The sequence below is a fragment of the Streptomyces sp. PL-29 genome, from assembly GCF_058344425.1.
Genome location: NZ_CP136996.1, coordinates 3,122,841 through 3,145,319 on the forward strand (window position 1 = coordinate 3,122,841; position 22,479 = coordinate 3,145,319).

Annotated in this window: 26 protein-coding genes; 9 read left to right on the top strand and 17 right to left on the bottom strand. The window is 72.4% G+C overall.

All coding sequences use genetic code 11. The annotated features are described in order from the left end of the window. Nucleotides 1-60: 60 nt before the first annotated feature. From R4Z63_RS14210 to R4Z63_RS14220, 3 genes are all read left to right on the top strand, one after another. Nucleotides 61-387 carry a DUF6188 family protein gene (locus R4Z63_RS14210; protein ID WP_384450372.1) on the top strand — a complete coding sequence of 109 codons (327 nt, stop codon included), beginning with the start codon at nucleotides 61-63 and terminating at the stop codon, nucleotides 385-387. Between the two features lie 302 nt (nucleotides 388-689). After that, nucleotides 690-1,058 (top strand): hypothetical protein, encoded by a 369-nt coding sequence (locus R4Z63_RS14215; RefSeq protein ID WP_037924653.1) that lies wholly within the window; start codon nucleotides 690-692, stop codon nucleotides 1,056-1,058. Between the two features lie 208 nt (nucleotides 1,059-1,266). Then, complete coding sequence (locus tag R4Z63_RS14220) at nucleotides 1,267-2,094, top strand: DUF4328 domain-containing protein (protein WP_052031040.1); 828 nt, start codon at nucleotides 1,267-1,269, stop codon at nucleotides 2,092-2,094. A 289-nt stretch (nucleotides 2,095-2,383) separates the two neighbouring features. Here R4Z63_RS14220 and R4Z63_RS14225 read toward each other — a convergent pair whose 3' ends face one another. The 3 genes from R4Z63_RS14225 to R4Z63_RS14235 all read right to left on the bottom strand — a co-directional run bounded on the left by R4Z63_RS14225 (nucleotide 2,384) and on the right by R4Z63_RS14235 (nucleotide 5,091). Continuing rightward, nucleotides 2,384-3,148 carry a putative protein N(5)-glutamine methyltransferase gene (locus R4Z63_RS14225; protein WP_384450409.1) on the bottom strand — a complete coding sequence of 255 codons (765 nt, stop codon included), beginning with the start codon at nucleotides 3,146-3,148 and terminating at the stop codon, nucleotides 2,384-2,386. Nucleotides 3,149-3,218: 70 nt separating this feature from the next. Continuing rightward, nucleotides 3,219-4,463, bottom strand: a complete 1,245-nt coding sequence (locus R4Z63_RS14230) for a GNAT family N-acetyltransferase (protein ID WP_384450368.1) — start codon at nucleotides 4,461-4,463, stop codon at nucleotides 3,219-3,221. Nucleotides 4,464-4,509: 46 nt separating this feature from the next. After that, entirely contained in the window at nucleotides 4,510-5,091 is a 582-nt protein-coding gene (locus R4Z63_RS14235; RefSeq protein WP_384450365.1) for an RsiG family protein, read from the bottom strand. A gap of 137 nt (nucleotides 5,092-5,228) precedes the next feature. Between R4Z63_RS14235 and dtd the strand changes: the two genes are divergently transcribed. After that, a complete protein-coding gene (gene dtd, locus R4Z63_RS14240) occupies nucleotides 5,229-5,654 on the top strand; it encodes a D-aminoacyl-tRNA deacylase (protein WP_037924644.1) in 426 nt (141 codons plus the stop codon). A gap of 32 nt (nucleotides 5,655-5,686) precedes the next feature. On the opposite strand, the gene ygfZ is transcribed toward dtd, so the two are convergent. The 13 genes from ygfZ to R4Z63_RS14305 form a co-directional block, all read right to left on the bottom strand. Continuing rightward, nucleotides 5,687-6,655 carry a CAF17-like 4Fe-4S cluster assembly/insertion protein YgfZ gene (ygfZ, locus tag R4Z63_RS14245; protein ID WP_384450360.1) on the bottom strand — a complete coding sequence of 323 codons (969 nt, stop codon included), beginning with the start codon at nucleotides 6,653-6,655 and terminating at the stop codon, nucleotides 5,687-5,689. 21 nt (nucleotides 6,656-6,676) lie between these two features. Then, nucleotides 6,677-7,141 carry a Fur family transcriptional regulator gene (locus R4Z63_RS14250; RefSeq protein ID WP_384450357.1) on the bottom strand — a complete coding sequence of 155 codons (465 nt, stop codon included), beginning with the start codon at nucleotides 7,139-7,141 and terminating at the stop codon, nucleotides 6,677-6,679. A 79-nt stretch (nucleotides 7,142-7,220) separates the two neighbouring features. Continuing rightward, complete coding sequence (locus R4Z63_RS14255; protein ID WP_037924640.1) at nucleotides 7,221-7,793, bottom strand: heme-binding beta-barrel domain-containing protein; 573 nt, start codon at nucleotides 7,791-7,793, stop codon at nucleotides 7,221-7,223. A 270-nt stretch (nucleotides 7,794-8,063) separates the two neighbouring features. Then, on the bottom strand, nucleotides 8,064-9,011 hold the full coding sequence (locus R4Z63_RS14260) for a hypothetical protein (protein WP_384450354.1): 948 nt from the start codon (nucleotides 9,009-9,011) through the stop codon (nucleotides 8,064-8,066). Continuing rightward, the gene (locus tag R4Z63_RS14265; RefSeq protein WP_384450351.1) at nucleotides 9,008-9,946 is read right to left on the bottom strand and encodes a hypothetical protein; all 939 of its coding nucleotides are present in this window, start codon (nucleotides 9,944-9,946) and stop codon (nucleotides 9,008-9,010) included. Before R4Z63_RS14265 ends, R4Z63_RS14260 begins: the two co-directional genes overlap by 4 nt. Next, nucleotides 9,943-10,743, bottom strand: coding sequence for a hypothetical protein (locus R4Z63_RS14270; protein ID WP_384450348.1), 801 nt, complete (start codon nucleotides 10,741-10,743; stop codon nucleotides 9,943-9,945). Before R4Z63_RS14270 ends, R4Z63_RS14265 begins: the two co-directional genes overlap by 4 nt. Nucleotides 10,744-10,856: 113 nt before the next feature. Then, on the bottom strand, nucleotides 10,857-11,120 hold the full coding sequence (locus tag R4Z63_RS14275; protein WP_384450345.1) for a DUF3099 domain-containing protein: 264 nt from the start codon (nucleotides 11,118-11,120) through the stop codon (nucleotides 10,857-10,859). Between the two features lie 118 nt (nucleotides 11,121-11,238). Then, nucleotides 11,239-11,529, bottom strand: coding sequence for a DUF1416 domain-containing protein (locus R4Z63_RS14280; RefSeq protein ID WP_384450342.1), 291 nt, complete (start codon nucleotides 11,527-11,529; stop codon nucleotides 11,239-11,241). Nucleotides 11,530-11,584: 55 nt separating this feature from the next. Then, the gene (locus tag R4Z63_RS14285) at nucleotides 11,585-12,430 is read right to left on the bottom strand and encodes a sulfurtransferase (protein WP_384450339.1); all 846 of its coding nucleotides are present in this window, start codon (nucleotides 12,428-12,430) and stop codon (nucleotides 11,585-11,587) included. 178 nt (nucleotides 12,431-12,608) lie between these two features. Next, nucleotides 12,609-12,698 (bottom strand): Ms5788A family Cys-rich leader peptide, encoded by a 90-nt coding sequence (locus tag R4Z63_RS14290; RefSeq protein ID WP_350875872.1) that lies wholly within the window; start codon nucleotides 12,696-12,698, stop codon nucleotides 12,609-12,611. 155 nt (nucleotides 12,699-12,853) lie between these two features. Then, entirely contained in the window at nucleotides 12,854-13,579 is a 726-nt protein-coding gene (locus R4Z63_RS14295; RefSeq protein WP_384450336.1) for an LmeA family phospholipid-binding protein, read from the bottom strand. Nucleotides 13,580-13,667: 88 nt separating this feature from the next. Continuing rightward, nucleotides 13,668-15,320 (bottom strand): hypothetical protein, encoded by a 1,653-nt coding sequence (locus R4Z63_RS14300; RefSeq protein ID WP_384450333.1) that lies wholly within the window; start codon nucleotides 15,318-15,320, stop codon nucleotides 13,668-13,670. 10 nt (nucleotides 15,321-15,330) lie between these two features. Further along, a complete protein-coding gene (locus tag R4Z63_RS14305) occupies nucleotides 15,331-15,585 on the bottom strand; it encodes a MoaD/ThiS family protein (protein WP_037925353.1) in 255 nt (84 codons plus the stop codon). 475 nt (nucleotides 15,586-16,060) lie between these two features. On the opposite strand from R4Z63_RS14305, the gene R4Z63_RS14310 reads away from it, so the two are divergent. The 5 genes from R4Z63_RS14310 to R4Z63_RS14330 all read left to right on the top strand — a co-directional run bounded on the left by R4Z63_RS14310 (nucleotide 16,061) and on the right by R4Z63_RS14330 (nucleotide 21,609). Then, the gene (locus R4Z63_RS14310; protein WP_037924626.1) at nucleotides 16,061-16,843 is read left to right on the top strand and encodes a response regulator transcription factor; all 783 of its coding nucleotides are present in this window, start codon (nucleotides 16,061-16,063) and stop codon (nucleotides 16,841-16,843) included. Nucleotides 16,844-16,913: 70 nt separating this feature from the next. Next, nucleotides 16,914-17,936, top strand: a complete 1,023-nt coding sequence (locus R4Z63_RS14315; RefSeq protein WP_037924624.1) for a LacI family DNA-binding transcriptional regulator — start codon at nucleotides 16,914-16,916, stop codon at nucleotides 17,934-17,936. Between the two features lie 195 nt (nucleotides 17,937-18,131). Next, complete coding sequence (locus tag R4Z63_RS14320; protein ID WP_384450329.1) at nucleotides 18,132-19,337, top strand: S1C family serine protease; 1,206 nt, start codon at nucleotides 18,132-18,134, stop codon at nucleotides 19,335-19,337. A gap of 101 nt (nucleotides 19,338-19,438) precedes the next feature. Continuing rightward, complete coding sequence (locus tag R4Z63_RS14325; protein WP_037924619.1) at nucleotides 19,439-20,176, top strand: response regulator transcription factor; 738 nt, start codon at nucleotides 19,439-19,441, stop codon at nucleotides 20,174-20,176. Beyond that, nucleotides 20,173-21,609 (top strand): sensor histidine kinase, encoded by a 1,437-nt coding sequence (locus R4Z63_RS14330; protein ID WP_037924616.1) that lies wholly within the window; start codon nucleotides 20,173-20,175, stop codon nucleotides 21,607-21,609. The genes R4Z63_RS14325 and R4Z63_RS14330 overlap by 4 nt, the downstream gene beginning before the upstream one ends. Here R4Z63_RS14330 and R4Z63_RS14335 read toward each other — a convergent pair. Then, nucleotides 21,589-22,473 (bottom strand): phosphatidylinositol-specific phospholipase C, encoded by an 885-nt coding sequence (locus tag R4Z63_RS14335; RefSeq protein ID WP_384450324.1) that lies wholly within the window; start codon nucleotides 22,471-22,473, stop codon nucleotides 21,589-21,591. The genes R4Z63_RS14330 and R4Z63_RS14335 overlap by 21 nt on opposite strands. Nucleotides 22,474-22,479: the final 6 nt, after the last annotated feature.

Below are 22,479 nucleotides of genomic sequence, written 5' to 3' on the forward strand. Positions count from 1 at the left end.
ACGGCCCCTGGCGTACCAAAACGCGTGGTTATCGCATCTCACATCAGCCAGGGTGCATGGATGACTACTGAGCAAGGTCCCGTTGAACACGAAGACCGATGGATCTTGAACCTCCGCGACTTGCCCGTCACCAGGATCGTGGTGGACTTCCGGCTCACACTGGTCCTCGGCTCCGCCTGGGAGGTCACCTTGGAGGCGCCAGCCAGCCTCTCGCACGGCTCCGTCCGAGCCAATCCGCCATCGGTTCTACATCCGGAAACGCAGGACGTTGCAGCGGCGCTCACCCCGTTCGGAGCACAGATCCGCTCCGCAATCGCCTTCAAGTCCGGCGCCCTCCGACTCCCATTCGACACGGGCACGCACCTGAACTCCGGGCTCTGCGCCTGACGCCGGTACTCCTCGATGAGCTTCCAGAAGGGAATCAACGTTCACAGCGGCACTGTGCCAGGCACCTCTGACAGTGCAGGCTCGACGAAGTATGTTCGAGGAACGGATGATCCGTAAATCATCATCAAGCTCACCTCGGATGAGGCGCTGGTTCTGTCGGACTGACTGGAGCGGGTGCAGATGACGGACCTCAGCCGTCTCGTCGGCGATGCGGCGGACTACGCCGAACGTCCGGAGGCGGCCCGCAGCAGGCTTCGTCCAGACCTGGACGACAGCGCCATTGACGAGGAAGGTACGGACGCGTGCAGCCCCTCTCCGAGATGACTGAACGCGAGTACTTCGCCAGCGTCGGCCAACGTCCCGGCATGTTCGTCGGCAAGACCTCTTTCCACATGCTGACCGCGTTCCTGACCGGTTATGACCAGCATGCTCTCCGGCACGGTGGGCCCGGACTCACCGGCTGGCACGACTGGCTCGTCGCCCGTCGCGGGCGCGACTGCAACCACGCCTGGCCGGGCCAAATCCTCCACATCGCCCTCCCGAACGGCTGGGACGACGTGTGGAATCTTCCGCCTGAGGACGAACAGCAGGCGATCAAGGTCCTGTTCGAGCTCCTCGACGAGTTCGCTGCCGAGCGTGAAGCAGCACAGGACTCACCGACCTCAGGTTGAGTGAAGCGCCGCACCGAACAGCGTCTCACTCAAGATGCACCACTGCCGATCAACGTCTCGTCATGGTTCACCTCAACCGAGACGGGACCTCTGAACAGGAAAAATAGCCTGGACTCCGAGCACAGAACCGGCCTATCTTCGCGACGGCCCCCGCCCGCCCGGCAGGGGCCGTCCGCATGTCATCCGTTCCCGTGGGGGGTCCACCGTCATGTCCTTCAGCGCGCCCGGCTCACCGCCGCCGCCGCAGCCCCAGCAGCAGCCGGGGCACGCGCAGGCGCAGCCGTACCCTCAGCCCGGCCCGGCCCCGTACCCGGTCCCCCCGCAGCCGCACCCCTACCCCGGCGGGCCGTACCCCGCCGCCCCGCCGGCGCCCCGGGGCGCACTGCGTTCGCCGAACGGCCTCGCGACAGCACTGACCTGGCTGCTCGGCGCCTCGGCCGCGGTCCACCTCTTCTCCGCCGGCACCGGCGTGTACGAGCAGGCATGGCTGCAGGGATTCTCGGGGGACACCCACTTCGACGACCTCGAACTCAGCCTGTCCGGCGGGCTCACCCTCCTCGCCGGGCTGCTCCAGATGCTCGCACTGCCGCCCACCTGCGTCGTCTTCATCATCTGGTTCCACCGTGTGCGGACCAACGGCGCCCTCTTCCGACCCGACGCCTTCACCCTGGGCCCCGGCTGGGCCATCGGCGGCTGGTTCGTCCCCGTGGCCCACCTGGTCCTGCCCTATCTGGTCGCCCGGCAGACCTGGCGGGCCAGCACCCAGCGCGGACCCGACGGCTCCGACCGCACGGCGCCCACCGCACTGCTGACGTCCTGGTGGGTGCTCTGGGCCCTCACCGCAGTCGCGGGCCGCGTCTTCAGCCGGATCTACATGGACGCCGACACCGTGGACGAGCTGCTCGTAGCGGGACAGCTCGGGATCGCCGCGGACCTGGGCACCACGATCGCCGGCGTGCTCGCCGTCCTCTTCGTCCGCAGGCTGACGGCGATGCAGAACACCATGGTGACGCAGGGCCCGTACGCGAAGGCCTGACGGGTTCGGTCGGCCGCCGCAGCCGAGGGCCGGGGCGACCACCGCGGGGCTGCGCGGGCCACCGGGAAGACCGCGTGCGCGCACGCCCGGGCCCGGAGCCCGGCGGCCACCGTCCCCGCGGAGTACACCGCCACCCCGATCGGCACGGCGGCACCGGCGGCCGGGAGCAAGGGGCACCGGTACGCACCGGTACGAGCCGGTACGAGCCGGTACGCACAGACGCCGGCCCGGGGCGCGCCGGTCGGGACCTCCGCCCACCCCGCTGCGCCGACCCGCCCGCGGTCCCCGCTCAGGCCGTGCCGACCACCACCGTCGCGGGCAGCTCATCCGAGGTGACCGCCCGGACCGCCAGGCCGGCCGAGGTCAGCGCCGACGCCGTCAACGGGGCCTGCCGGGCACTCGTCTCGATCAGCAGACGGCCTCCCGGGGCCAGCCAGGCCGGCGCCCCCGCCGCCACCCGGCGGTGGACGTCCAGCCCGTCGGCCCCGCCGTCCAGCGAGACCAGCGGCTCGTGGTCGCGCGCCTCCGACGGCATCAGCCCGATCTCCCGCGTGGGCACGTACGGGGCGTTGACCACGAGCACGTCCACCCGGCCGCGCAGCTCCGCCGGGAGTGCGGCGTACAGGTCGCCCTCCCACACCCGGCCGCCGTACGGGGCCACGTTGCGCCGCGCGTACGCCAGTGCCGCCGGATCGATGTCGGCGACGTGCAGCTCCACCCCGCCCGGTGCCCGCGCCGCCACCGCCGCACCCAGGGCACCCACCCCGCAGCACAGGTCCAGCACCACCGCGCCCGGCCGGGTCAGCGCCACCGCCTCCTCCACCAGGAACTCGGTACGCCTGCGCGGCACGAAGGCGCCCGCTCCCACGGCCATGCGCAGCCCGCAGAACTCCGCCCAGCCCACGACGTGTTCGAGTGGTTCGCCGCCCACCCGACGGGCCAGCAGCTCCGCCAGGTGCGCCTCGTCGCGGGCGGCGCCGGCCAGCAACTCCGCCTCCTCCTCGGCGAAGACACAGCCGGCCGCGCGCAGGGATGCCACAAGTGACGCCACCACCACGGTCTTTCGGTTCACCGTCTGCCGCCCGCCTTCCGCGATCCGCAGCCTGCCGTCCGCCTTCCCCGGTTCAGAAGACATCCGGACACCACGGACGACGCGCGGTGCGGAACACCGCGTCCGCCAGCGCGACCGCGCCCGGCCGCTCCTCGGCCAGCCGCCCCAGCGCGGCCAGCCGCACCGCGGACGCGTCCCCCAGGTACAAGGATCCCAGCACGGACACGTCCAGCCGCAGGTCGGCCGCCTCCGTCGTGCGCTCGCACACGCCCTTCGCCGCATCCAGCCGGTAGCGGCCGGCCGCCGGGCCCGTCTCGTCCTCGACCTCCAGGACGAGCACTCCGGGCACCTCGTACCTCCGCGCGCCCAGCGCCCGTACGACGTCCAGGACCCGCACCCACAGGAAGTCGGCGGACGTGACCACACGGGCCGAACGCGGATCGGGCAGCAGGTGCGGGAGGAGGTCGTCGGGCGCCCGGTAGCCGGTGCGCACCGTCAGGACCCAGTCGATGGAGCACAGGAAGTGCCACAGGGCGCGCTCCGCCTGCGGGGTGAGCGCCAGCAGTTCCCACACCTGGACGGTGTTCTGCGGGACCTTTGCGTCCGTCCAGTGGTCGTCGGCGGTGTAGACGGCCACTCCGGCCACCTCGCCCTCCGCCGTCCGGTACACGGCGTGGAACTTCTGCTTGTAGGGGCGGTGGGACATCTCCTCCGCCCCGGTCGCGAGATTCCACCAGCGCTCGCCCCGGTCCACGGCCCCCGGCACCGCCGCCCGCCAACGGTCGTGCAGTGCGGGGCCGAACCGCCGGTAGTCGGCGGCGTCCACCAGGTCGATCCGCCCGCCGCCCTCGGGCGCCGACCACCGCCGGTCCAGCCCGGTGCGCGGAACGTCGACCTCCCATTCCGTGACGGCCGTGGCGGGCCCGAACCCGTACCGCCCGTAGATCGGGTACTCGGCGGCGATCAGCGTCGCCAGGACGTCGCCGCGCGCGCCGGCCGCAGCGAACTCCGCCCGCATCATGCGGGTCAGCAGACCCTGTCGGCGGTGGGTGGGCAGGACGCCCACGTTGGAGACCGCCGTGGCGGGGACGGCCGCCCCGCCGGGCACGGTCAGCTCCTGCGCGAAGGACCGGAAGGCCCCCACGCAGCGGCCGGTCCCGGTGTCGAAGGCGCCCTGGGTACGGGCCCGGTCGTCGTACCGGGCACGCTGCGCGACATCGGAGTCGGTCACCCGGGTCGCGGTCAGGAAACCGGTGTGGACGGCGCGCAGCCAGTCGTGGACTTCGGATTCGGCGATCGGCCGGACGTCAACACTCATAGCGGCCCACGCTAATCGCCCGACCGGCGCGGGTCGCCCGAATTTCCTACGCCAGCAGGTCGTCCACCTGCGCTTCTCCTTCCCGGTACCGCCGGGTGATCTCCGCGCTGCACTCGTCGGCCGTGCGCTGGAGCTGCTGCCGGCGCCGCGAGACCTGCTGCTCGTAGCGCACCAGCCGCCCCATCCCGTCGTGCAGTTCACCGTCCGTGCGGGCCTCCAGGTCCGACAGTTCCACGTCGGCGAGCATCTCCGCCGCCAGCACCCGGTACTCCTCGCCGTGCGGGGTGCCGAGCGTGACGTGCCGGGCGGAGGCACTGCGGCTGGAGGGGGCGTCGGCGAGGATCGCGGAGAGCCGGTCCACCACCGGTGCCTCGGGATCCGTCCGCCGGGCCAGCTCGGCGCGCAGGATGTCGATGCGGCCCTGGAGCAGTCTGCGCACGTAGCTCAGATCGGCCTCGTCGCGCTGCGCGTCGCGGCGCAGCGCGCGCAGTTCGGGCAGCCCGAGCGCGGCGGCCGGGGCGGTGGGCCCCTGGTCGTGCGTCTCGGCCGTGCGCTGCGCGGGCGGTCGTACCGCGGCAGCCGCGACGGAAGCGGGTGATGCAGGTACAGAGGTGCCAGAAGTATGCATACGAATCGGGTCCGTCCCCTCGACCGGTGCGGCGCACCCGCACCGCCTGCACGCATCGTGCCACTCTCCGTGGCCCCACTGCAGTCCCACTCCACCCGATCGGCCCCGGACGGGTGCACGGCTGGTACACAGGTGGTATGCGAGCTGTGGTGCAGAGGGTGGACGGCGCGAGCGTCGTCGTGGGCGGCGAGACCGTGGGCGAGATCGTCGGCGAGGGGCTGTGCGTGCTGGTGGGGGTGACCCACGACGACACGCCGGAGAAGGCGGCGCAGCTGGCGCGCAAGCTGTGGTCCGTACGGATCCTGGAGGGCGAGAAGTCCTGCAGCGACAACGGGGCGCCGCTGTTGGTGATCTCCCAGTTCACGCTCTACGGCGACGCCCGCAAGGGGCGGCGCCCCACCTGGAACGCCGCGGCGCCCGGTCCGGTCGCCGAGCCGCTGGTCGACGAGGTCGTGGCGCAGCTGCGTGCGCTGGGCGCGACGGTGGCGACGGGCCGGTTCGGGGCGGACATGCGGGTGTCGCTGACCAACCACGGCCCGTTCACCATCGTCGTCGACGTGTAGGCCCGGACGTCAGGACGCCACCGGGCCGGACGTCAGGGCGCTACGACGACCTCCTGGGCCGCGGCCGTGCCGCCCACCAGCAGCGGCGCGTCGACCGGGACGTTCCGCTTGACCAGGGCGAGGGCAATCGGCCCGAGCTCGTGGTGGCGCGCGGCGGTGGTGACGAAGCCGAGCTGGCGGCCCTCCTCACCGTCGGCGGCGAGCCGGACCGGGGCGCCGTGCGCCGGCAGGACCACCTCGGAGCCGTCCAGGTGCAGGAAGACCAGGCGGCGCGGGGGCTTGCCCAGGTTGTGGACGCGGGCGACCGTCTCCTGGCCGCGGTAGCAGCCCTTCTGCAGGTGCACGGCGGTGCCGATCCAGCCCAGCTCGTGCGGGATGGTGCGGTGGTCGGTCTCCAGGCCGACCCGCGGCCGGTGTCCCTCGACGCGCAGGGCCTCGTAGGCGAGGAGGCCGGCGGCCGGGCCGTGCGCGGCGGCGAAGGACTCCAGCTCGGCACGGGGCAGGAAGACGTCCCGGCCGTACGCGGTCTCGCGCACGACGAGCTCCTTGGCGACCTCGGCGATGGATCCGGCCGGCAGGTGCACCACCGCGAACTCCGCGGTGCGGTCGGCGACTTCGACGCGGTAGAAGAACTTCATCGACTCCAGGTAGGCGATCAGGTCACCCTGGGTGCCGGGCTCCACGTGCGCCCACGTCGTCTCGCCGTCGTCGACGAGGTAGAGCGCGTGCTCGATGTGGCCGTTGGCGGAGAGGATCAGGGCCTCGGTGGCCTGCCCGGCCGGCAGCTCGGTCACGTGCTGGGTGATCAGCAGGTGCAGCCAGCACAGCCGCTCCGGTCCGGTGACGGCGACGACCCCGCGGTGCGAGAGGTCGACGAAGCCGCGGCCGTCCGCGAGGGCGCGCTGTTCGCCGTACAGCTCGCCGTAGTGGGCGGCGACGCCCTCGTCACGGCCTTCGGCCTGGACGGCGCCGGGAAGATGGAGCAAGGGGCTGCTGGTCATGCGACCAAGCCTACGACCCTGCTACGCGTGGGCGGCACGCTCCGTCGCGGCGCACTTCGCGCACAGTCCGAAGATCGCGAAATGCTTCATGTCCGTTTCGAACCCGAAGGTCGTACGGAGCTTCGCGGTGAACTCGGCGGCGACGTCGAGGTCCGCCTCGATGACGTCGGCGCAGACGCGGCAGACCAGGTGGATGTGGTGGTGCCGGTCGGCGAGGTGGTAGGTGGGGGCCCCGTGCCCCAGGTGGGCGTGCGAGACCAGGCCGAGTTCCTCCAGGAGCTCCAGCGTCCGGTAGACGGTGGAGATGTTGACCCCGGAGGCCGTCCGGCGCACTTCCGCCAGGATCTCGTCCGGGGTGGCGTGCTCCAGCGCGTCCACGGCTTCCAGCACGAGCTGGCGCTGCGGCGTCAGCCGGTAGCCGCGCCGCCGCAGGTCGCTCTTCCAGTCCGCGCCCGGGGATCCTTCGGTGCTCTCGGTGCTCACCACCCCGTCAGTGTATGTGTGCGAAGGGGACCGCGGTCGAGCCCGCGGTCCCCTTTCACACACGGCCTGTGGTGGTTTCCGCTCAGCGGAAGAAGGCGATGCCGTCGTCCGGCATGTCCGGGAGGTTGCGCGCCATCTCGGCGACCTCCTCGGGCGTGACGACCTTCTTGAGCTGGGCCGACATGTACGGGCGCAGCTCGACGTCCGGGGTGGCCTTCTCGCCCACCCACATGAGGTCGCTCTTCACGTAGCCGTAGAGCCGCTTGCCGCCGCTGTACGGGCCGGAGGCCGCGGTGCGGGCGACCGCGTCGGTGACCAGGTCGATCTGGGGCTTCTGGTCGGCGAGCTCGCCGTACCAGACCTCGACGACGCCCTGGTCGCGGACCATGACGATCTCGACCTTGCGGTCCTTGTCGATGCGCCAGTAACCCGACTCGGACTCCAGCGGCCGCACCTTGTTGCCCTCGGCGTCGAGGACCCAGCTGCGGGAGGTGTACTCCAGGAAGTCCCGGCCGTCGTGGCTGAAGACGACCTCCTGGCCGAAGTTGCACTTCTCCTCGCCGGGGAAGTCGAAGACACCCGCGCCCTCCCAGTTGCCGAGGAGGAAGGCGAGGGGGACGAGGCCCGGGTTCAGGTCGGACGGGATCTGGATCATGTGTGGCTGCTCAGGCGATCTGTGGGAGGGGTTCCGGGGCGGTCAGCTGAGCCGGTGCTCAGCGCTGACCCTGGTACAGCTTCTTGACGGCCAGGCCGGTGAAGGCCATGACGCCGACGCAGACCAGGACCAGCAGGGAGGTGAAGACTGCCTCAAGCACGGGGTGCTCCTCGGAATCGTTTCGGGGCTGTACGGGGCCGGTCCCCAAGCCTACTGGCCCGGGGACCGGCGCACGCTGCGAGGTGGGCCGTACCGGTCGGCCCGGGGCGGTCAGCTCAGCAGCTGGCTCTGCAGGATCACCGTCTGGTGGAAGGGGACGGGGTCCACTTCTCCCTTGCGGGTCTGGACGACCATGCCCAGGACGTCACCCGTCCGCAGGCAGCCGACCTTGGTCTGCTCCTCGCCGGTGACGGGCTTCATCTCCTGGTACACGCTGAGGTCGGTGCCGTCGAAGTTGGCGGCCCCCGGGAAGTCCAGCGCGGTGGTGTTCATCTGCGTGTTCTTGGCCTTGCTCCAGACGTCGTCCAGGTCCAGGGCCGAGACCCCGTTCAGCTGGGCGTTGCTGTCGCAGCCCTTGAAGGCGTCCACGAAGCCCGACGAGTGAAAGCGCAGCAGGTAGACGTGGGTGCGGGTGCCGTCCGGCATCGTCCAGCCCCGGCCGGTGATCTGCCGCAGGCCGTCCCATTCGAGGGAGGTCCTGAGCTTCTCGCGGGCTTCGGGCGTGTACTCCTCCAGGAAGGAGTCGAGCGGCACCGCCCCGTCCTTGTCCGCCTTGACCGCGTCGTCGACCTTGGAGCCCTGGGGAGCGGGCAGGAGCAGGGCGGAGAGGGGTGCGTAGTGCGTCCCGTCCCTGTTGTCCGGGCCCTGGGGCAGCGGGGCGCCGGGGGGCAGCGCGGGCTGGGACAGCTTCGGGAACGTCCAGCGGCCGTCGCCCTCGGTGGACAGGCCGGGGACGTCGGTGCGGTCCGCCGCCGTGATCCCGTACGCGACCCCCGTGCCGACGGCGGCGAAGACGGCGACGGCGGCGGTCCAGCGCAGGGCCGCGAACAGCGCCCGCCGGTCCTTCGGCGGGGCCGGTACCGCCTCCGCCGCCGCGGGAGGCGCGAACGCCTCCGCCGCCGTGGCGGCCTCGGGGGTCTGCGGGGCGGGTGCGGGCTCGGCGGCGGGCGCGGGCGGCGCCGGCGTGTCGGTGCCGGTGGTGGTCTGCTCGCTGCTCACGCGGACTCTCCGGGGGACTTGAGGTGGTCGAGTTGCTGCTTGAACAGGCTGGCGGCGTCCTTCACCGCGAATCCCTCGCTCCCGTACATGCGGAAGCTCACGAGGACGTCCCCTTCGACGGCCACGCAGTCCAGGGCGTCGATCTTCTCCTTCCCGTCCTTCCCCCCGGTGAGCGAGCCGTCCAGCCCGCACTTGGCCTGCGGATACCCCTCCACCTGAGGCGCCCCGCCGTCACCGGTGAGCTCGATGAGCTTCTTGGCGAACTCGCCGAACGAGGCCAACTGCTGCGGATCGGCCTGGATGAGCCGGATCTCGGCGACCGCCGCGCCGTAGCCCTCGCTGCGGGCGTAGCTGCGCCCGGCCATGCCCTTGAGCTTGAGGTCCGCCAGCTCCCTGTCCCGTTCGGACCGCTCGCTGCTGGACAGGCCCGTACGGGCGTCCTTGAAGCTCTGCAACGCCTTGTCGCTCGGCAGGAAGTAGTCGTTGCCCTCGGGGTCGAGGTCGGGGCCGGGCCAGTAGTTGGCGGGCATCGGCATCAGCTTGCCCGTCAGCTCGTTGGGCGGCACGGTCGGCACCGGAGCCTGCGTGCCGCCGGTCGTGTGGTCCTCGGCCACCCAGTACCGGGTCGGCGAGGTCCGGTCGGCGTCCGCGAGCGCGGCCGCGGCGGCGACCGCGCCGCCCGCGAGGACGACGACGGCCACGGACGCCGAGACCAGCGCGAGCGTCCTGCGGTTCTTCTTCTTGCGCACGGGTGCCGGCTCGGTCTCGACCGCGGAAACGGGTGCGGCCACCGGCTCGGGCGCGGGCGCCGGCACGGATGCGGTCACGGGTTCGGGCGCGGGCGCGGGCTCGGGCGCGGGCGCGGGCTCGGGCGCGGGTGCGGGTGCGGGCGCCGGCGCCGGCACGGGCGCGGTCTCGTTCTGGTGCTCGCTCACAGCCGCTCCATCTGCCGCTTGGCCAGCTCGACCAGGGCCTTCTCGTCGACGCTGCCGCGGTTGTTCGTGTACTCGACGCTCATCACGATGTCACCGCGCCGGACCACGGCCCGGCCCTGCCGCAGCGGGTGGTAGCCGGGCTCCTGGTGGGCCGTGGAATCGATCCACAGGTGGCCGAAGTCCGCCGGGACGCCCGGGAGCTCCTTGCCCGCGTTGCCTGCGTTGTCCTTGCCGGGCATGTACTGCACGATGTCCGCGTAGAAGTCGTCGGCGCCTCCGCGGTCGCGGAACTGCAGCAGGTTGATCTCGATGAAGTTCCGGTCGTTCTCGGACCACCGGGCGGTGGCGAGGCGGCCGGCCTGCCTGATGAGCGAGCCGACCCCGTGGGAGGGCTCAAGGAAGTAGTCCGCGGAGAAGGTGTCGGTGGACGCGGGACCGGAGAAGCCGTCCTGCGCGCCCCCCGGGAGCTCCAGCAGCTTCTTGGCCAGATCGTCGTCCGCCTTGTGCCAGCGGTTGGCGTTGATCGAGCGCCGGCTCGTCGCGTCGTTCACGGCGGCCGGCTTCGGCCCGTCCATCTTCTGCTGGGCCAGCGGCGGCAGCGGGGTGGGCTCGCGGTGGTACTGGACCGCATAGCCGGTGACGGTGCCGGCGAGGACGCCGAGCACGGCCGCGCCCGCGATGAGGAGCGTCGTGCGCCGCAGCGGCCGTCGTCGCGGGACCGACGTGGCCGATGTATCCGGCTCCGGTGTGCTTTCCTCCTCTTTCCGCTGCTCAGGGATGGTCTGATCGTGTTCCAACGGGGTCCCCCACAAAACCGGAAGCGCGGGTGGGTTACCCGCGCGTACCCCATGACCCTCGGCGTGGTGGAGCGGTTGTACGAAGCCTGGTCACGTTCTTGTCTCGCGGGGATTCAGTCCTCGCGGCGCCGCTTTCCGTCCAGTTCGTCCCACCACTCGTCGGACTTCGGGTCCCCCGAGGGGTCGTCCCACCAGCGGTCGTCCGGGCCGCGCCGGTTCGCGACCACCGCGGCCACCGGCGGGATGACCATGGCGACGACGCACATGGCCACGGCCGCCTCGACCGACCACAGGCGCACGAAGGACCAGGCGGAGACGAAGAGGAAGAGGCATCCGCCCATCAGCGGGAAGTAGGCGCGCCGGCGCCGGGCGTACATGCCTCCAGCGTAGGTCGGCGTGCGAACGGCGCGAAGGGCCGCACCCCGTTCCAGTGGCGTCCAACCCCCGGGGGTGCGGCCCTTCGGCCGGTCGATCAGGTGATCACACGTGCGGTGCTCAGACCGCGATCACCACGTCCGTCACGCCGCCGGCCTCGGCGACGACGACGGCACGGTCCGCCTGGGCACCCGGGACGAGCGCGCGCAGCGTCCAGGAGCCGGTGGCGGCGTAGAAGCGGAACTGGCCGGTGGCCGAGGTCGGGACCTCGGCGGTGAACTCGCCGGTCGAGTCCAGCAGCCGCACGTAACCGCTGACGGGCTCGCCGCCCTTGGTCACCTGGCCCTGGATCGCGGTCTCACCGGGCTTGAGGGTGGCGAGGTCGGGCCCGCCGATCTGTGCTCCACACATGTTCTCTGTCCTGTCCTGGAGAAGGTCGTATGACGAGGGCGTCGCGTGCCCGGTATTACTTGTTGGGGCCGAGCTCGATCGGCACGCCGACCAGCGAGCCGTACTCGGTCCACGAGCCGTCGTAGTTCTTGACGTTCTCCTGGCCCAGGAGCTCGTGCAGCACGAACCACGTGAGCGCGGAGCGCTCACCGATGCGGCAGTAGGCGATGGTGTCCTTCGCCAGGTCGACCTGCTCGGTCTCGTAGAGCGCCTTGAGCTCGTCGTCCGACTTGAAGGTGCCGTCGTCGTTGGCGTTCTTCGACCACGGGATGTTGCGGGCGCTCGGCACGTGGCCGGGGCGCTGCGACTGCTCCTGCGGGAGGTGCGCCGGGGCGAGCAGCTTGCCCGAGAACTCGTCGGGGGAACGCACGTCGACCAGGTTCAGGGAGCCGATCGCGGCCACGACGTCGTCGCGGAAGGCGCGGATGGAGGTGTCCTGGGCCTTGGCCTTGTACTCGGTGGCCGGGCGGTTCGGGACGTCCTTGCCGTCGACCAGGTCGCGGGAGTCGAGCTCCCACTTCTTGCGGCCGCCGTCGAGGAGCTTGACGTCCTGGTGGCCGTAGAGCTTGAAGTACCAGTAGGCGTACGAGGCGAACCAGTTGTTGTTGCCGCCGTAGAGGACGACGGTGTCGTCGTTGGAGATGCCCTTGGCGGAGAGGAGCTTCTCGAAGCCCTCCTGGTCCACGAAGTCGCGGCGGACCGGGTCCTGGAGGTCGGTCTTCCAGTCGATCCGGACGGCGTTGGTGATGTGGTTCTTGTCGTAGGCGGACGTGTCCTCGTCCACCTCGACGATGACGACGTCGGCGTCGTTCAGGTGGGCCTCGACCCAGTCGGCGTCTACGAGGACGTCGCTGCGGCTCATGGTGTTCTCCTCCGGGGCAGTGTGCGGCGGGGCGGTGCGGGTTGCGCTGTGCTGCGTGCCTGCGGGTGCGCTCGATTCCCTGCGCGGGGAGGCGTCAGGAGTCAGGAGGCAGGTGCGGTCACGCGGGAAGGGCCTGTCGGGGCCGTCGTCCGGCTGATGGAGCGGTTGCGCTCACACGTCACATGGATCGACAGAGCATGGCGGCGACGCGACACAGGTCTACTGCCCGTCGCTTCGTGAGGTCCGCCTGCTGATGCTTCATAGCCATGGATCGTAGGGACGAATCAGCCGCCCTGTCACCGGTGTGTCATATTCCGAGACAGGATCGTCCGCATCATGGGATGGGAACAGGCTTTCCGGGCGCCCGGACGCCCGCGGGACCCGCCGCCCGGCCGGTCCTTCTGCGGATCGGACCGCACCGTCTCACGATCCGGCCATCTGCACGTTCGAGCCGCCCAGGGTGAGGTGCACGCCGGCCTCGTCCGAGGTCAGGGCCGAGAGCCGGAGGCCCGCCGGAAGGCCGCTGTCGATGGTGCGGTCGAAATCGGTCTGCCGCCGCACGAGCCGCTCCAGGCCGGGGATGCCCTCGCCCGGCACCTCCTCGGCGCGCACCCGGACGATCTTTCCGCCCGCGCCGCCCCCGGAGCCCGGTGCGTCCACGAGCGTGATCGTCGAGATGACACTCCGCGACAGCTTCCGCCCGGCGATGTCCACCGACGCGGTGACCTTCACCTTGCCGGGCGCACCGCCGTAGGAGAGGGTCGCGCCGGTCTGCGAGGCCGCGGTCAGGTCGGCGTACGTGATGAGCCCGGTGCCGTCGGCGCGCTCGGCCGTGCCGCCGCTGTAGTCACCGTTGAGCCGCACCCCGCGGAAGCTCGCGTCGAGCTCCGAGAGCCGCGTCCTGCGGCCCTCCGCGGCGACCTCGACGCCCGTGAGCTTCAGGTCCACCCTCTCGAACTCGTGGCTGAGGGCCTGCGTCAGGAAGGGAAACCCGCGGATCTCCACCTCCGCGCCACCGGCCAGGCCCTGCCGGGCCTGTATGCGGTCGGCCAGCCGGTTCTCGGCGTAGCCGACCGCCCAGCGGTCCACGCCCACGAACAAGGCCCCGAGCACCACTGCGATGATCACGACGACGCGCACGATGCGCACGTGCCCTCCCCCTGCCGATCGGTACGTGCGGTCCAGTGGACCATGCCGGTGCGTCAGGAGACCGTCAGCGACGGGGGACGGCGCAGGGTCAGCCCACCACCCGCCCGATCAGGTACACCGCGGGGGCGGCGGCCGCGAGCGGCAGCGCCACACCGGCCGTCATGTGCACGAACTTCGACGGGTAGTCGTACGCGGCCACGCGCAGACCGACCAGCGCGCACACCCCGGCGGCCAGGCCGAGCAGCGCCCCGCCGACCCCGACGGAAGTGATCCCGCCGGCCGCGACGCCCGCGCCCGCGGCCGCGGCCAGCGAGACCCCGACCGAGGTGGCGGTGGGCAGCGGCAGCGCGCGGACGAACACCGCGACGGCCACGGCGGCGGCGCCGACCGTGACGGCGGCGGTGTCGGCGGCCAGGTAGCCGGCACAGACGATGGCGAGGGCGGCCGAGGCCACCGAAGCCATCAGCCCGTACATCCGCTCGTCGGGATCGGCCTGGCTGCGCAGCTGGAGCACGAGGGTGAGCAGCACCCAGGCGCCGAGGGTGCCGACGATCGCTCCGGCGCCGTACGCCTCCTCCACCGCGAGCACGGCCGCGTCGGCGGCCAGGGCTCCGGCGAAGGCGAGGGCGATGCCCTGGCGGGCCGGCCACATGCCGTTGAGGCGGAACCAGCCGGCCGCGGTGAGGCCCTGGAGGGCGATCAGCGGCACGAGCAGGGCGAACTGCCCGAGGGCGGCGGCCACGGCGAGCAGCAGCCCGAGGGCGGCGGTCAGTACGGCCGACTGCGGGCCGGGGTCGATGATCGGCGACCGGCCTTCGGCACGGGCCTGGGCCGGATCCACGGCGCGCAGGGTGTTCCCGGCGAGGGTGGGCGGTGACCAGTCGGTGGCCTCGGGTGCCCCGGGTGTCCCGGAGGAGTCCCCGGCGGGAGCGGCGGCTCCCGCTCCGTCCGCGGGGGGAGCCGGGGCCGGGTCGGGGGCCGCCTGCCCGGGGCCGGGGAACGGCGGCAGGTAGGCGGTCTGCTCGGCGGCGCCCCCCTGCTCCTGGCCGGGACCCGGATACGGCGGCAAGTAGGCCGTCTGCTCCGCGGCACCGGACCCCGCCACAACCTGGCCGCCCTGGCCGCCCTGCGACCAGTCCTGCGCCGGCACGGCCGACGCCTCGTCGTGGAACCAGCCCTGCGGAGCCACCGGCTGCTGTGCCGGGCCGGTGTAGGGCGGCAGGTAGGCGGTCTGCTCGGCGGCGCCCCCCTGCTCCTGGCCGGGACCCGGATACGGCGGCAGGTAGGCCGTCTGCTCCGCGGCACCGGACCCCGCCACAACCTGGCCGCCCTGGCCGCCCTGCGACCAGTCCTGCGCCGGCATGGCCGACGCCTCGTCGCGGAACCAGCCCTGCGGAGCCGGCGTCTGCGGCTCGGGACCGGTGCCCGGTGCTCCCCAGGCCGGCCCCTCGGCCGGAGCCTGGCCGTGGCCGTGGCCGAGGCCGTGGCCGAGGTCCTGGCTCTGGGCCGGGTACGGCGGGTAGGCCCCGGCCGGGCCGGGAACGGCCCCCGCCCCCGGGCCTGCGACCTCCTCGCGGAACCAGCCCTCGGGCGCGACCGGCTGCCCGGGCACCGCGCCCAGCGGCGGATGCACCGGCTGATAGCCGGTGTCCCAGGTGTCGGCCTGCCAGGTCTGGGTCCCGTACGGATCCTGCTGCGGCTGCTGCTGCGACTGCTGCTGTCGTTCCTCAGGCGTGCTCATCGGCTCCCGCTCACCCGCCCGCGAACGGCGGGAGCACCTCGACGGTGCCCCCTTCGGTCAGTGCCACGGAGTCGTGCGGGCGCTTGCCCACGGGCTCTTCGTTCACGAGGAAGGAGCAGCGCAGCAGGACCCGGGTCAGCTCCCCCGGGTGGCGTTCCCGCACGCCGTCGAGCGCCTCGGCCAGTGTCCGCGCCGAGTACGGCTCCTCCGCAGTCCCGGCAGCGGCCTTGGCCGCCGCCCAGTAGCGGATGGTTCCGGTTGCCACTGCAGCTCCCATCGTCTCGTCGGCTCTCTGCCGTCGGCCTCCATGATGGCCCCTCCGGCCGCCGCCCCCGGCGTGCCCCGACGCGCCGTCCGTGCGCCGGGGTGGACCGGCACCGGCGTCCCGCATGCCTCCGTTGCGGTGAAAAACGGTGCATACGCAGGGCGGGAACGTGGCAGGAGCGTGGCAGGAACCACAGAGGATGAAGTAAGAGGGCCTCGGTCGGGAAGAGCAGGTGGGCTATTCTGCTGGCGAGAGGATCCGGGCAATGTGGCCCCCGGGTCCTTTTGTGCTTTCAGCACGTTGAACGAACCGAGAACAACGGTGACCGAGTCGGCCCCCAGGGCGCGGGGACGCGAGGACACCGGGCGACACGTACGAAGCAGTACCGCGCACGTCCTCGACGGGACCGAGGAGGAACCGACGTGATGGACCAGCGAACCGTGCACCACCGTCCGGCCCGGGCAGGTGGTCGGTCATGAGCTCGCTCCTGCTGCTCACCAACGCACTGCAGCCGTCGACCGAAGTGCTGCCCGCACTCGGCCTGCTGCTGCACAACGTCCGGGTGGCACCGGCCGAGGGCCCCGCCCTCGTCGACACCCCGGGCGCCGACGTCATCCTCGTGGACGGCCGCCGCGACCTGCCGCAGGTCCGGTCGCTGTGCCAGCTGCTGCGCTCCACCGGCCCCGGCTGTCCGCTGATCCTCGTCGTCACCGAGGGCGGCCTGGCGGCCGTCACCGCCGACTGGGGCATCGACGACGTCCTACTGGACACCGCTGGCCCCGCCGAGGTCGAGGCACGCCTGCGGCTGGCCACCGGCCGCCAGCAGATCGGCTCGGACGACTCCCCCATGGAGATCCGCAACGGCGACCTGTCGGTGGACGAGGCCACCTACTCCGCCAAGCTCAAGGGGCGGGTGCTGGACCTCACCTTCAAGGAGTTCGAGCTCCTGAAGTACCTCGCGCAGCATCCCGGCCGGGTCTTCACCCGCGCGCAGCTGCTGCAGGAGGTCTGGGGCTACGACTACTTCGGGGGCACCCGGACGGTCGACGTGCACGTGCGGCGGCTGCGCGCCAAACTCGGCCCCGAGCACGAGTCCCTGATCGGCACGGTCCGCAACGTCGGCTACCGCTTCGTCACGCCGGAGAAGGTGGAGCGGGCGGCGGCGGAGGCCGCGGCCCAGGCGGCGGCCCAGGTCGCCGCGGAGGCGGCCGCGGAGGACTCCTCGCGGGCCTCCGGGGCGGCCACCCGGTCGGCGTAACGGCCCGGTGATCGTCCGGTCCGCGGGACTCGCTGCCCGGAGATAGGTCACCCCGCGTAGACTGCCGCGCGTGGCCAAGGTGACGCGGGATGACGTAGCGCGACTTGCGGGTACTTCTACCGCCGTCGTGAGCTACGTCATCAACAACGGACCCCGGCCGGTCGCCCCGGCCACGCGCGAGCGTGTCCTCGCCGCGATCAAGGACCTGGGCTACCGCCCGGACCGGGTCGCCCAGGCGATGGCGTCGCGGCGCACCGACCTCATAGGCATGATCGTCCCCGATGCGCGCCAGCCGTTCTTCGCGGAGATGGCGCACGCGGTCGAGCAGGCCGCCGCCGAGCGCGGAAAGATGGTCCTGGTCGGCAACTCCGACTACCGCACCGAGCGTGAGGTCCACTACCTGCGGGCCTTCCTCGGTATGCGGGTCTCGGGCCTGATCCTGGTCAGCCAGGGCATGAGTGAGCAGGCGGCCGGCGAGATCGAGGCGTGGGACGCCCGCGTGGTGCTGCTGCACGAGCGCCCGGAGGCGATCGACGACGTCGCGGTCGTCACCGACGACATCGGCGGCGCCCAGCTCGCCACCCGGCACCTGCTGGAGCACGGGCACGCGTACGTCGCCTGTATCGGCGGCATCGAGAACACCCCCTCGGTCGGCGACCCGGTCGCCGACCACGTCGAGGGCTGGCGCCGGGCCATGCTGGAGGCCGGCCGCTCCGTCGAGGGCCGGCTCATCGAGGCCCCCTACAACCGCTACGACGCCTACACGGTCGCCCTGGAGGTCCTGGCGCGGCCCGACCGGCCGACGGCCATCTTCTGCGCCACGGACGACCAGGCGATCGGCGTGCTGCGCGCCGCGCGCGAGCTGCGCATCGACGTGCCCGAGGAGCTGGCCGTGGCCGGCTTCGACGACGTCAAGGAGGCGGCCCTCACCGACCCGCCGCTGACCACGGTGGCCTCGGACCGCCCGGCGATGGCCCGCGCGGCGGTGGACCTGGTCCTGGACGACGGCCTGCGCGTGGCCGGCTCGCGCCGTGAGCGCCTCAAGCAGTTCCCGTCGGCCCTGGTGATCCGTCGCTCCTGCGGCTGCCGCTGAGGCCCGACCGGCCGGGTCCGCCGGGTCGGCGACGGGCCGCTGCGTCCGAACGTGCTGTACCGCATCGCGCGGGGTTCCGGGGTCTGACGCGGCCCCGCACGGGCGGACGTGCCCTTATATCGGGCATACGCGGTTCTGTCGGGCTTCTCAGGTCGGACTCAGGCGGCTCTCATCCACGGCGGGGAGAGTCGTCTCATGACCGAGAGCTTCCGCCGCGAAGGCGAGTACCCGCAGGAACACCGCCCCCCGCACGCGCCGTTCGGCGAGGACTGGCAGCACGGAGGCAACCGGCCGGCGCACGGAGCCGGGACCGGGGCGTATCCGCCGCCGCCCTCCTACCCGCCGGCCGCGCCCGGCTGGCACGAGGCTCACCGGCCGCCGGTCATCGTGGGCGAGACCGTCCCGGCGGCGGCCAGCGGCGACGGCGACCCGGGCACCCCGCAGGGGCCGGCTCACGCCGCACCGGACCGGCGCGCGAAGAAGCCCGTCGCCCTGCTGGCCGCCGTCGCGCTCGCCGCGGCCCTGGTCGGCGGCGGCACCGCGGCCGCCGTCCAGCAGCTGATGGACCGGCAGACCGCCACCGGCGGTGGGATCAGCGGCACGAACGTCTCGCAGTCCAGCACCGGCACGGTCGCCGGCATCGCCGAACAGGTCAGCCCGTCGGTCGTCCGCATCAACACCCGCACCGGCTCCGGCCAGGGCACCGGCTCCGGCTTCGTGCTGACCGCCGACGGCGAGATCGCCACCAACAACCACGTCGTCGACGGCGCCACCCAGATCCAGGTCACGACGAGCGACGGCAAGAAGTACGGCGCCGAGATCGTCGGCACCGACCCGGGGAAGGACCTGGCCCTGATCAAGCTCCAGGGCGCGAGCGGCCTCAAGCCCGCCGTGCTCGGCGACTCCGACAGCGTCAGGGTCGGCGACCAGGTCGTCGCCATCGGCTCCCCCGACGGCCTCACCGGCACCGTGACCAGCGGCATCGTCTCGGCCCTGAACCGCGAGGTGAAGGTGCCCACCTCGGACCGGAGCACCCCGCAGGGCCGGCAGCAGGGCGAGGGCGGCTGGCCCTTCTCCTTCGGCGGCCGCCAGTTCAACGGGGACACCGGCTCGAACACCACTTCGTACAAGGCCCTCCAGACGGACGCCTCCCTCAACCCGGGCAACTCCGGCGGCGCCCTGGTCAACATGAAGGGCGAGATCGTGGGCATGCCCTCCGCGATCTACTCGCCCTCGGCCGGCAATTCCAGCGCCGGCAGCGTCGGCCTCGGCTTCGCCATCCCCGTCGACACGATCAAGGCCGACCTGGACTCCCTCCGCAAGGGCGGACCCGGCGGCAAGGGATCCTCCGGCAGCGCCGGCGCCGACTCCTTCGCCGACGGCTTCGGCACGTCGTTCTAGCCCGCCGTGCGAGGCTGGGAGACGCCGTCAACCGCCGGAACCCACCGCCGGACGCCACCGCCGGACCCCGCAGCCGGCCACCACACCTGGGAGACCCATCCATGAACCCCGCCGAAGGCGAAGCGCGGATCCTCGTCGTCGACGACGAACCGGCCGTACGCGAGGCCCTGCGCCGCAGCCTCGCCTTCGAGGGGTACACCGTACAGACCGCCGTCGACGGGCTCGACGCCCTCGACAAGGCGGCCTCGTACGCTCCCGGCCTGATCGTGCTGGACATCCAGATGCCGCGGATGGACGGGCTCACGGCTGCCCGACGGCTGCGCGCCTCCGGCAGCGTCACCCCGATCCTGATGCTCACCGCCCGCGACACCGTCGGCGACCGCGTCACCGGCCTCGACGCGGGCGCCGACGACTACCTCGTCAAGCCGTTCGAGCTCGACGAACTCTTCGCCCGCGTCCGCGCCCTGCTGCGCCGCAGCTCCTACGCCGCCGCGCAGGCCGGTGGCGCCGCCGACGCCCACCAGGACGCCCTGAGCTTCGGCGACCTGCGCATGGACCTCGCGACCCGCGAGGTCACCCGGGCCGGACGCCCGGTGGAGCTGACCCGTACCGAGTTCACGCTGTTGGAGATGTTCCTCGCGCACCCGCGCCAGGTGCTGACCCGCGAACAGATCCTCAAGACCGTCTGGGGTTTCGACTTCGAACCCAGCTCCAACTCCCTGGACGTGTACGTGATGTACCTGCGCCGCAAGACCGAGGCGGGCGGCGAGCCGCGCCTGGTCCACACCGTGCGCGGGGTGGGCTACGTACTGCGCACCGGCGAGGGCGGGCCGGAGTGAGCCCGCTCGCCCGCTTCCGCGCACTGCCGCTGCGCTCCCGGCTGGCCCTGCTGGTCACCGTGGCGGTGGCGCTGGCCGTCGCGGCGGTGGCCGCGGTGTCGTGGGTGATGGTCCGCACCCAGTTGCGCGACCAATTGGACAGCGCGCTCCGCGCCACCAACGCCGAGGCTCAGGCCAACCAGGTCTACCGCACGCTCGGCTGCGTGGCCGTCACCGGTGCGCTGCCGGAGCGGCCCGCCAACAACCTCAGCGCCCAGGTACAGATCGTGCGGCCGGACGGCAGCCACTGCTGGATCGACGGCCGCAGCACCCTGCGGATCAGCGCCATCGACCTGGAGGTCGCGCAGCGGCGACGCGGGGCGGCGCTCTACGACGCGACCACCTCCGACGGAGTGGCGGTCCGCGTCTACACCCAGCCCGCCCTGCTGGACGGGCGGGCGGCCGCGCTGACCGTGGCCAAGCCGCTCGCCGACGTCGAGAAGCCGCTGTCCACCCTGGCCTGGGTGCTGCTCCTGGTCTGCGGCGTCGGTGTGGTCGGCGCCGGCGCGGCCGGCCTGTGGGTGGCCCGCACGGGGCTGCGGCCCGTCGACGAGCTGACCGACGCCGTCGAGCACATCGCGCGCACCGAGGACCTGACGGTACGGATCCCCGACGAGGGCGACGACGAGATCGCCCGCCTGTCCCGGTCCTTCAACTCGATGACCGCGGCCCTGGCCTCCTCCCGGGACCGGCAGTCACAGCTGATCGCGGACGCCGGGCACGAGCTGCGCACCCCGCTGACCTCGCTGCGCACCAATATCGAGCTCCTCGCGCGCAGTGAGGAGACCGGGCGGGCCCTCCCGCCCGACGACCGGCGGGAACTGCTCGCCTCGGTCAAGGCGCAGATGACGGAACTGGCGTCGCTGATCGGGGACCTGCAGGAGCTGTCTCGGCCGGACGCGGCCTCGCCCGGCCCGCTCGGGGTGGTTCCCCTGCACGAGATCGCCGCGGCGGCGCTGTCCCGGGCCCGGCTGCGCGGTCCGGAGCTGTCCTTCACCTCGGACCTGGAGCCCTGGTACGTACGGGGCGAGGCGGCGGCGCTGGAGCGCGCGGTGGTCAACGTCCTGGACAACGCGGTGAAGTTCAGCCCGCAGGGCGGCTCGGTCGAGGTGGCGCTGCGGGCGGGCGAGCTGACCGTGCGCGACCACGGGCCGGGCATTCCCGCGGAGGACCTGCCGCACGTCTTCGAGCGGTTCTGGCGGTCCGAGTCGGCCCGCGCCCTGCCCGGCAGCGGCCTGGGCCTGTCGATCGTGGCCCGTACGGCGGCCCGCGCGGGCGGCAGCGCCGAGCTGCGGGCGGCGGTGGACGGCGGTGCGGGAACGGAGGCGGTGCTCCGCATCCCGGGGGCGCCGACCCCGCCGCCCTCGGACCCGTCAGTTGTGCCGGATCAGTGAGGCGACCAGGCCGGAGCGGGTGTTGGGGAAGTCCATCGGGACGATCCCGAGCCCGGTCCGGCCGGCCATCTCGGCGCCGTCGACGAAGCCGTGCACCTGCGGGTTGAGCCGGTCGGAGTTCCACCGCGGCGGCATGTACGCCGCGGTGCTGACGTAGTTCACGTAGAGCTTGCCGGGCTGCTGGACGGCCTTGCGGAAGTGGTTCTCGATCCGTCCCCGCTTGGCGAAGGGTTCGGTGTTGTAGTCGTCCTGGATGTCGAAGACGTTGCCGTCGCCGTAGCGCAGGCCGGGCAGGCCGCCGTTGTCGGCGAGCAGGAGCACCCTGCCGCGGGCCTGTCCGAGCGCGGGCGGGGCGCCGGTGATGAGGAACAGCGGGCGCCAGCCGCGGTGGTCGAGGTAGTCGTCGAAGACGGCGCGGAATGTGGCGTCGCTCTCCTGCGAGTACTCCTGCTTGAGGCGCATCAGGACGGTCTCGGAAGGATGTGCAGCGAGGAAGGTCCGGCAGGCGGCGAGGACGTCCCCGAACATGAGGTCCTGGAAGAACGCCGCGTGGTGGATGGCGAAGGATCCGCCCGTGACCCGGCAGCGTATGTCGAGGAAGCGGATGCCGGAGTCGAGCTGCTGGGCGATCGAGGTGTTCTGGCAGGCGACGTAGAGCCCGCCCTTGGTCGCGCCGGAATCGTGCGTGCCGGGGATGGTCATCCGCTGGAGGGCGGTGGAGTCGCCGAGGCCGGCCATCCAGTCCCGGGTGCCGAGTGCCGCCGCCGCGGCGGGTACGGCTCCCCGTACGGCGGCCGTTCCGAGGGCCAGCGCTCCGGCCAGGAAGGTCCGCCGTCCCATTGCCGTTCCGGTGCCCGTGCCCATGCCTGC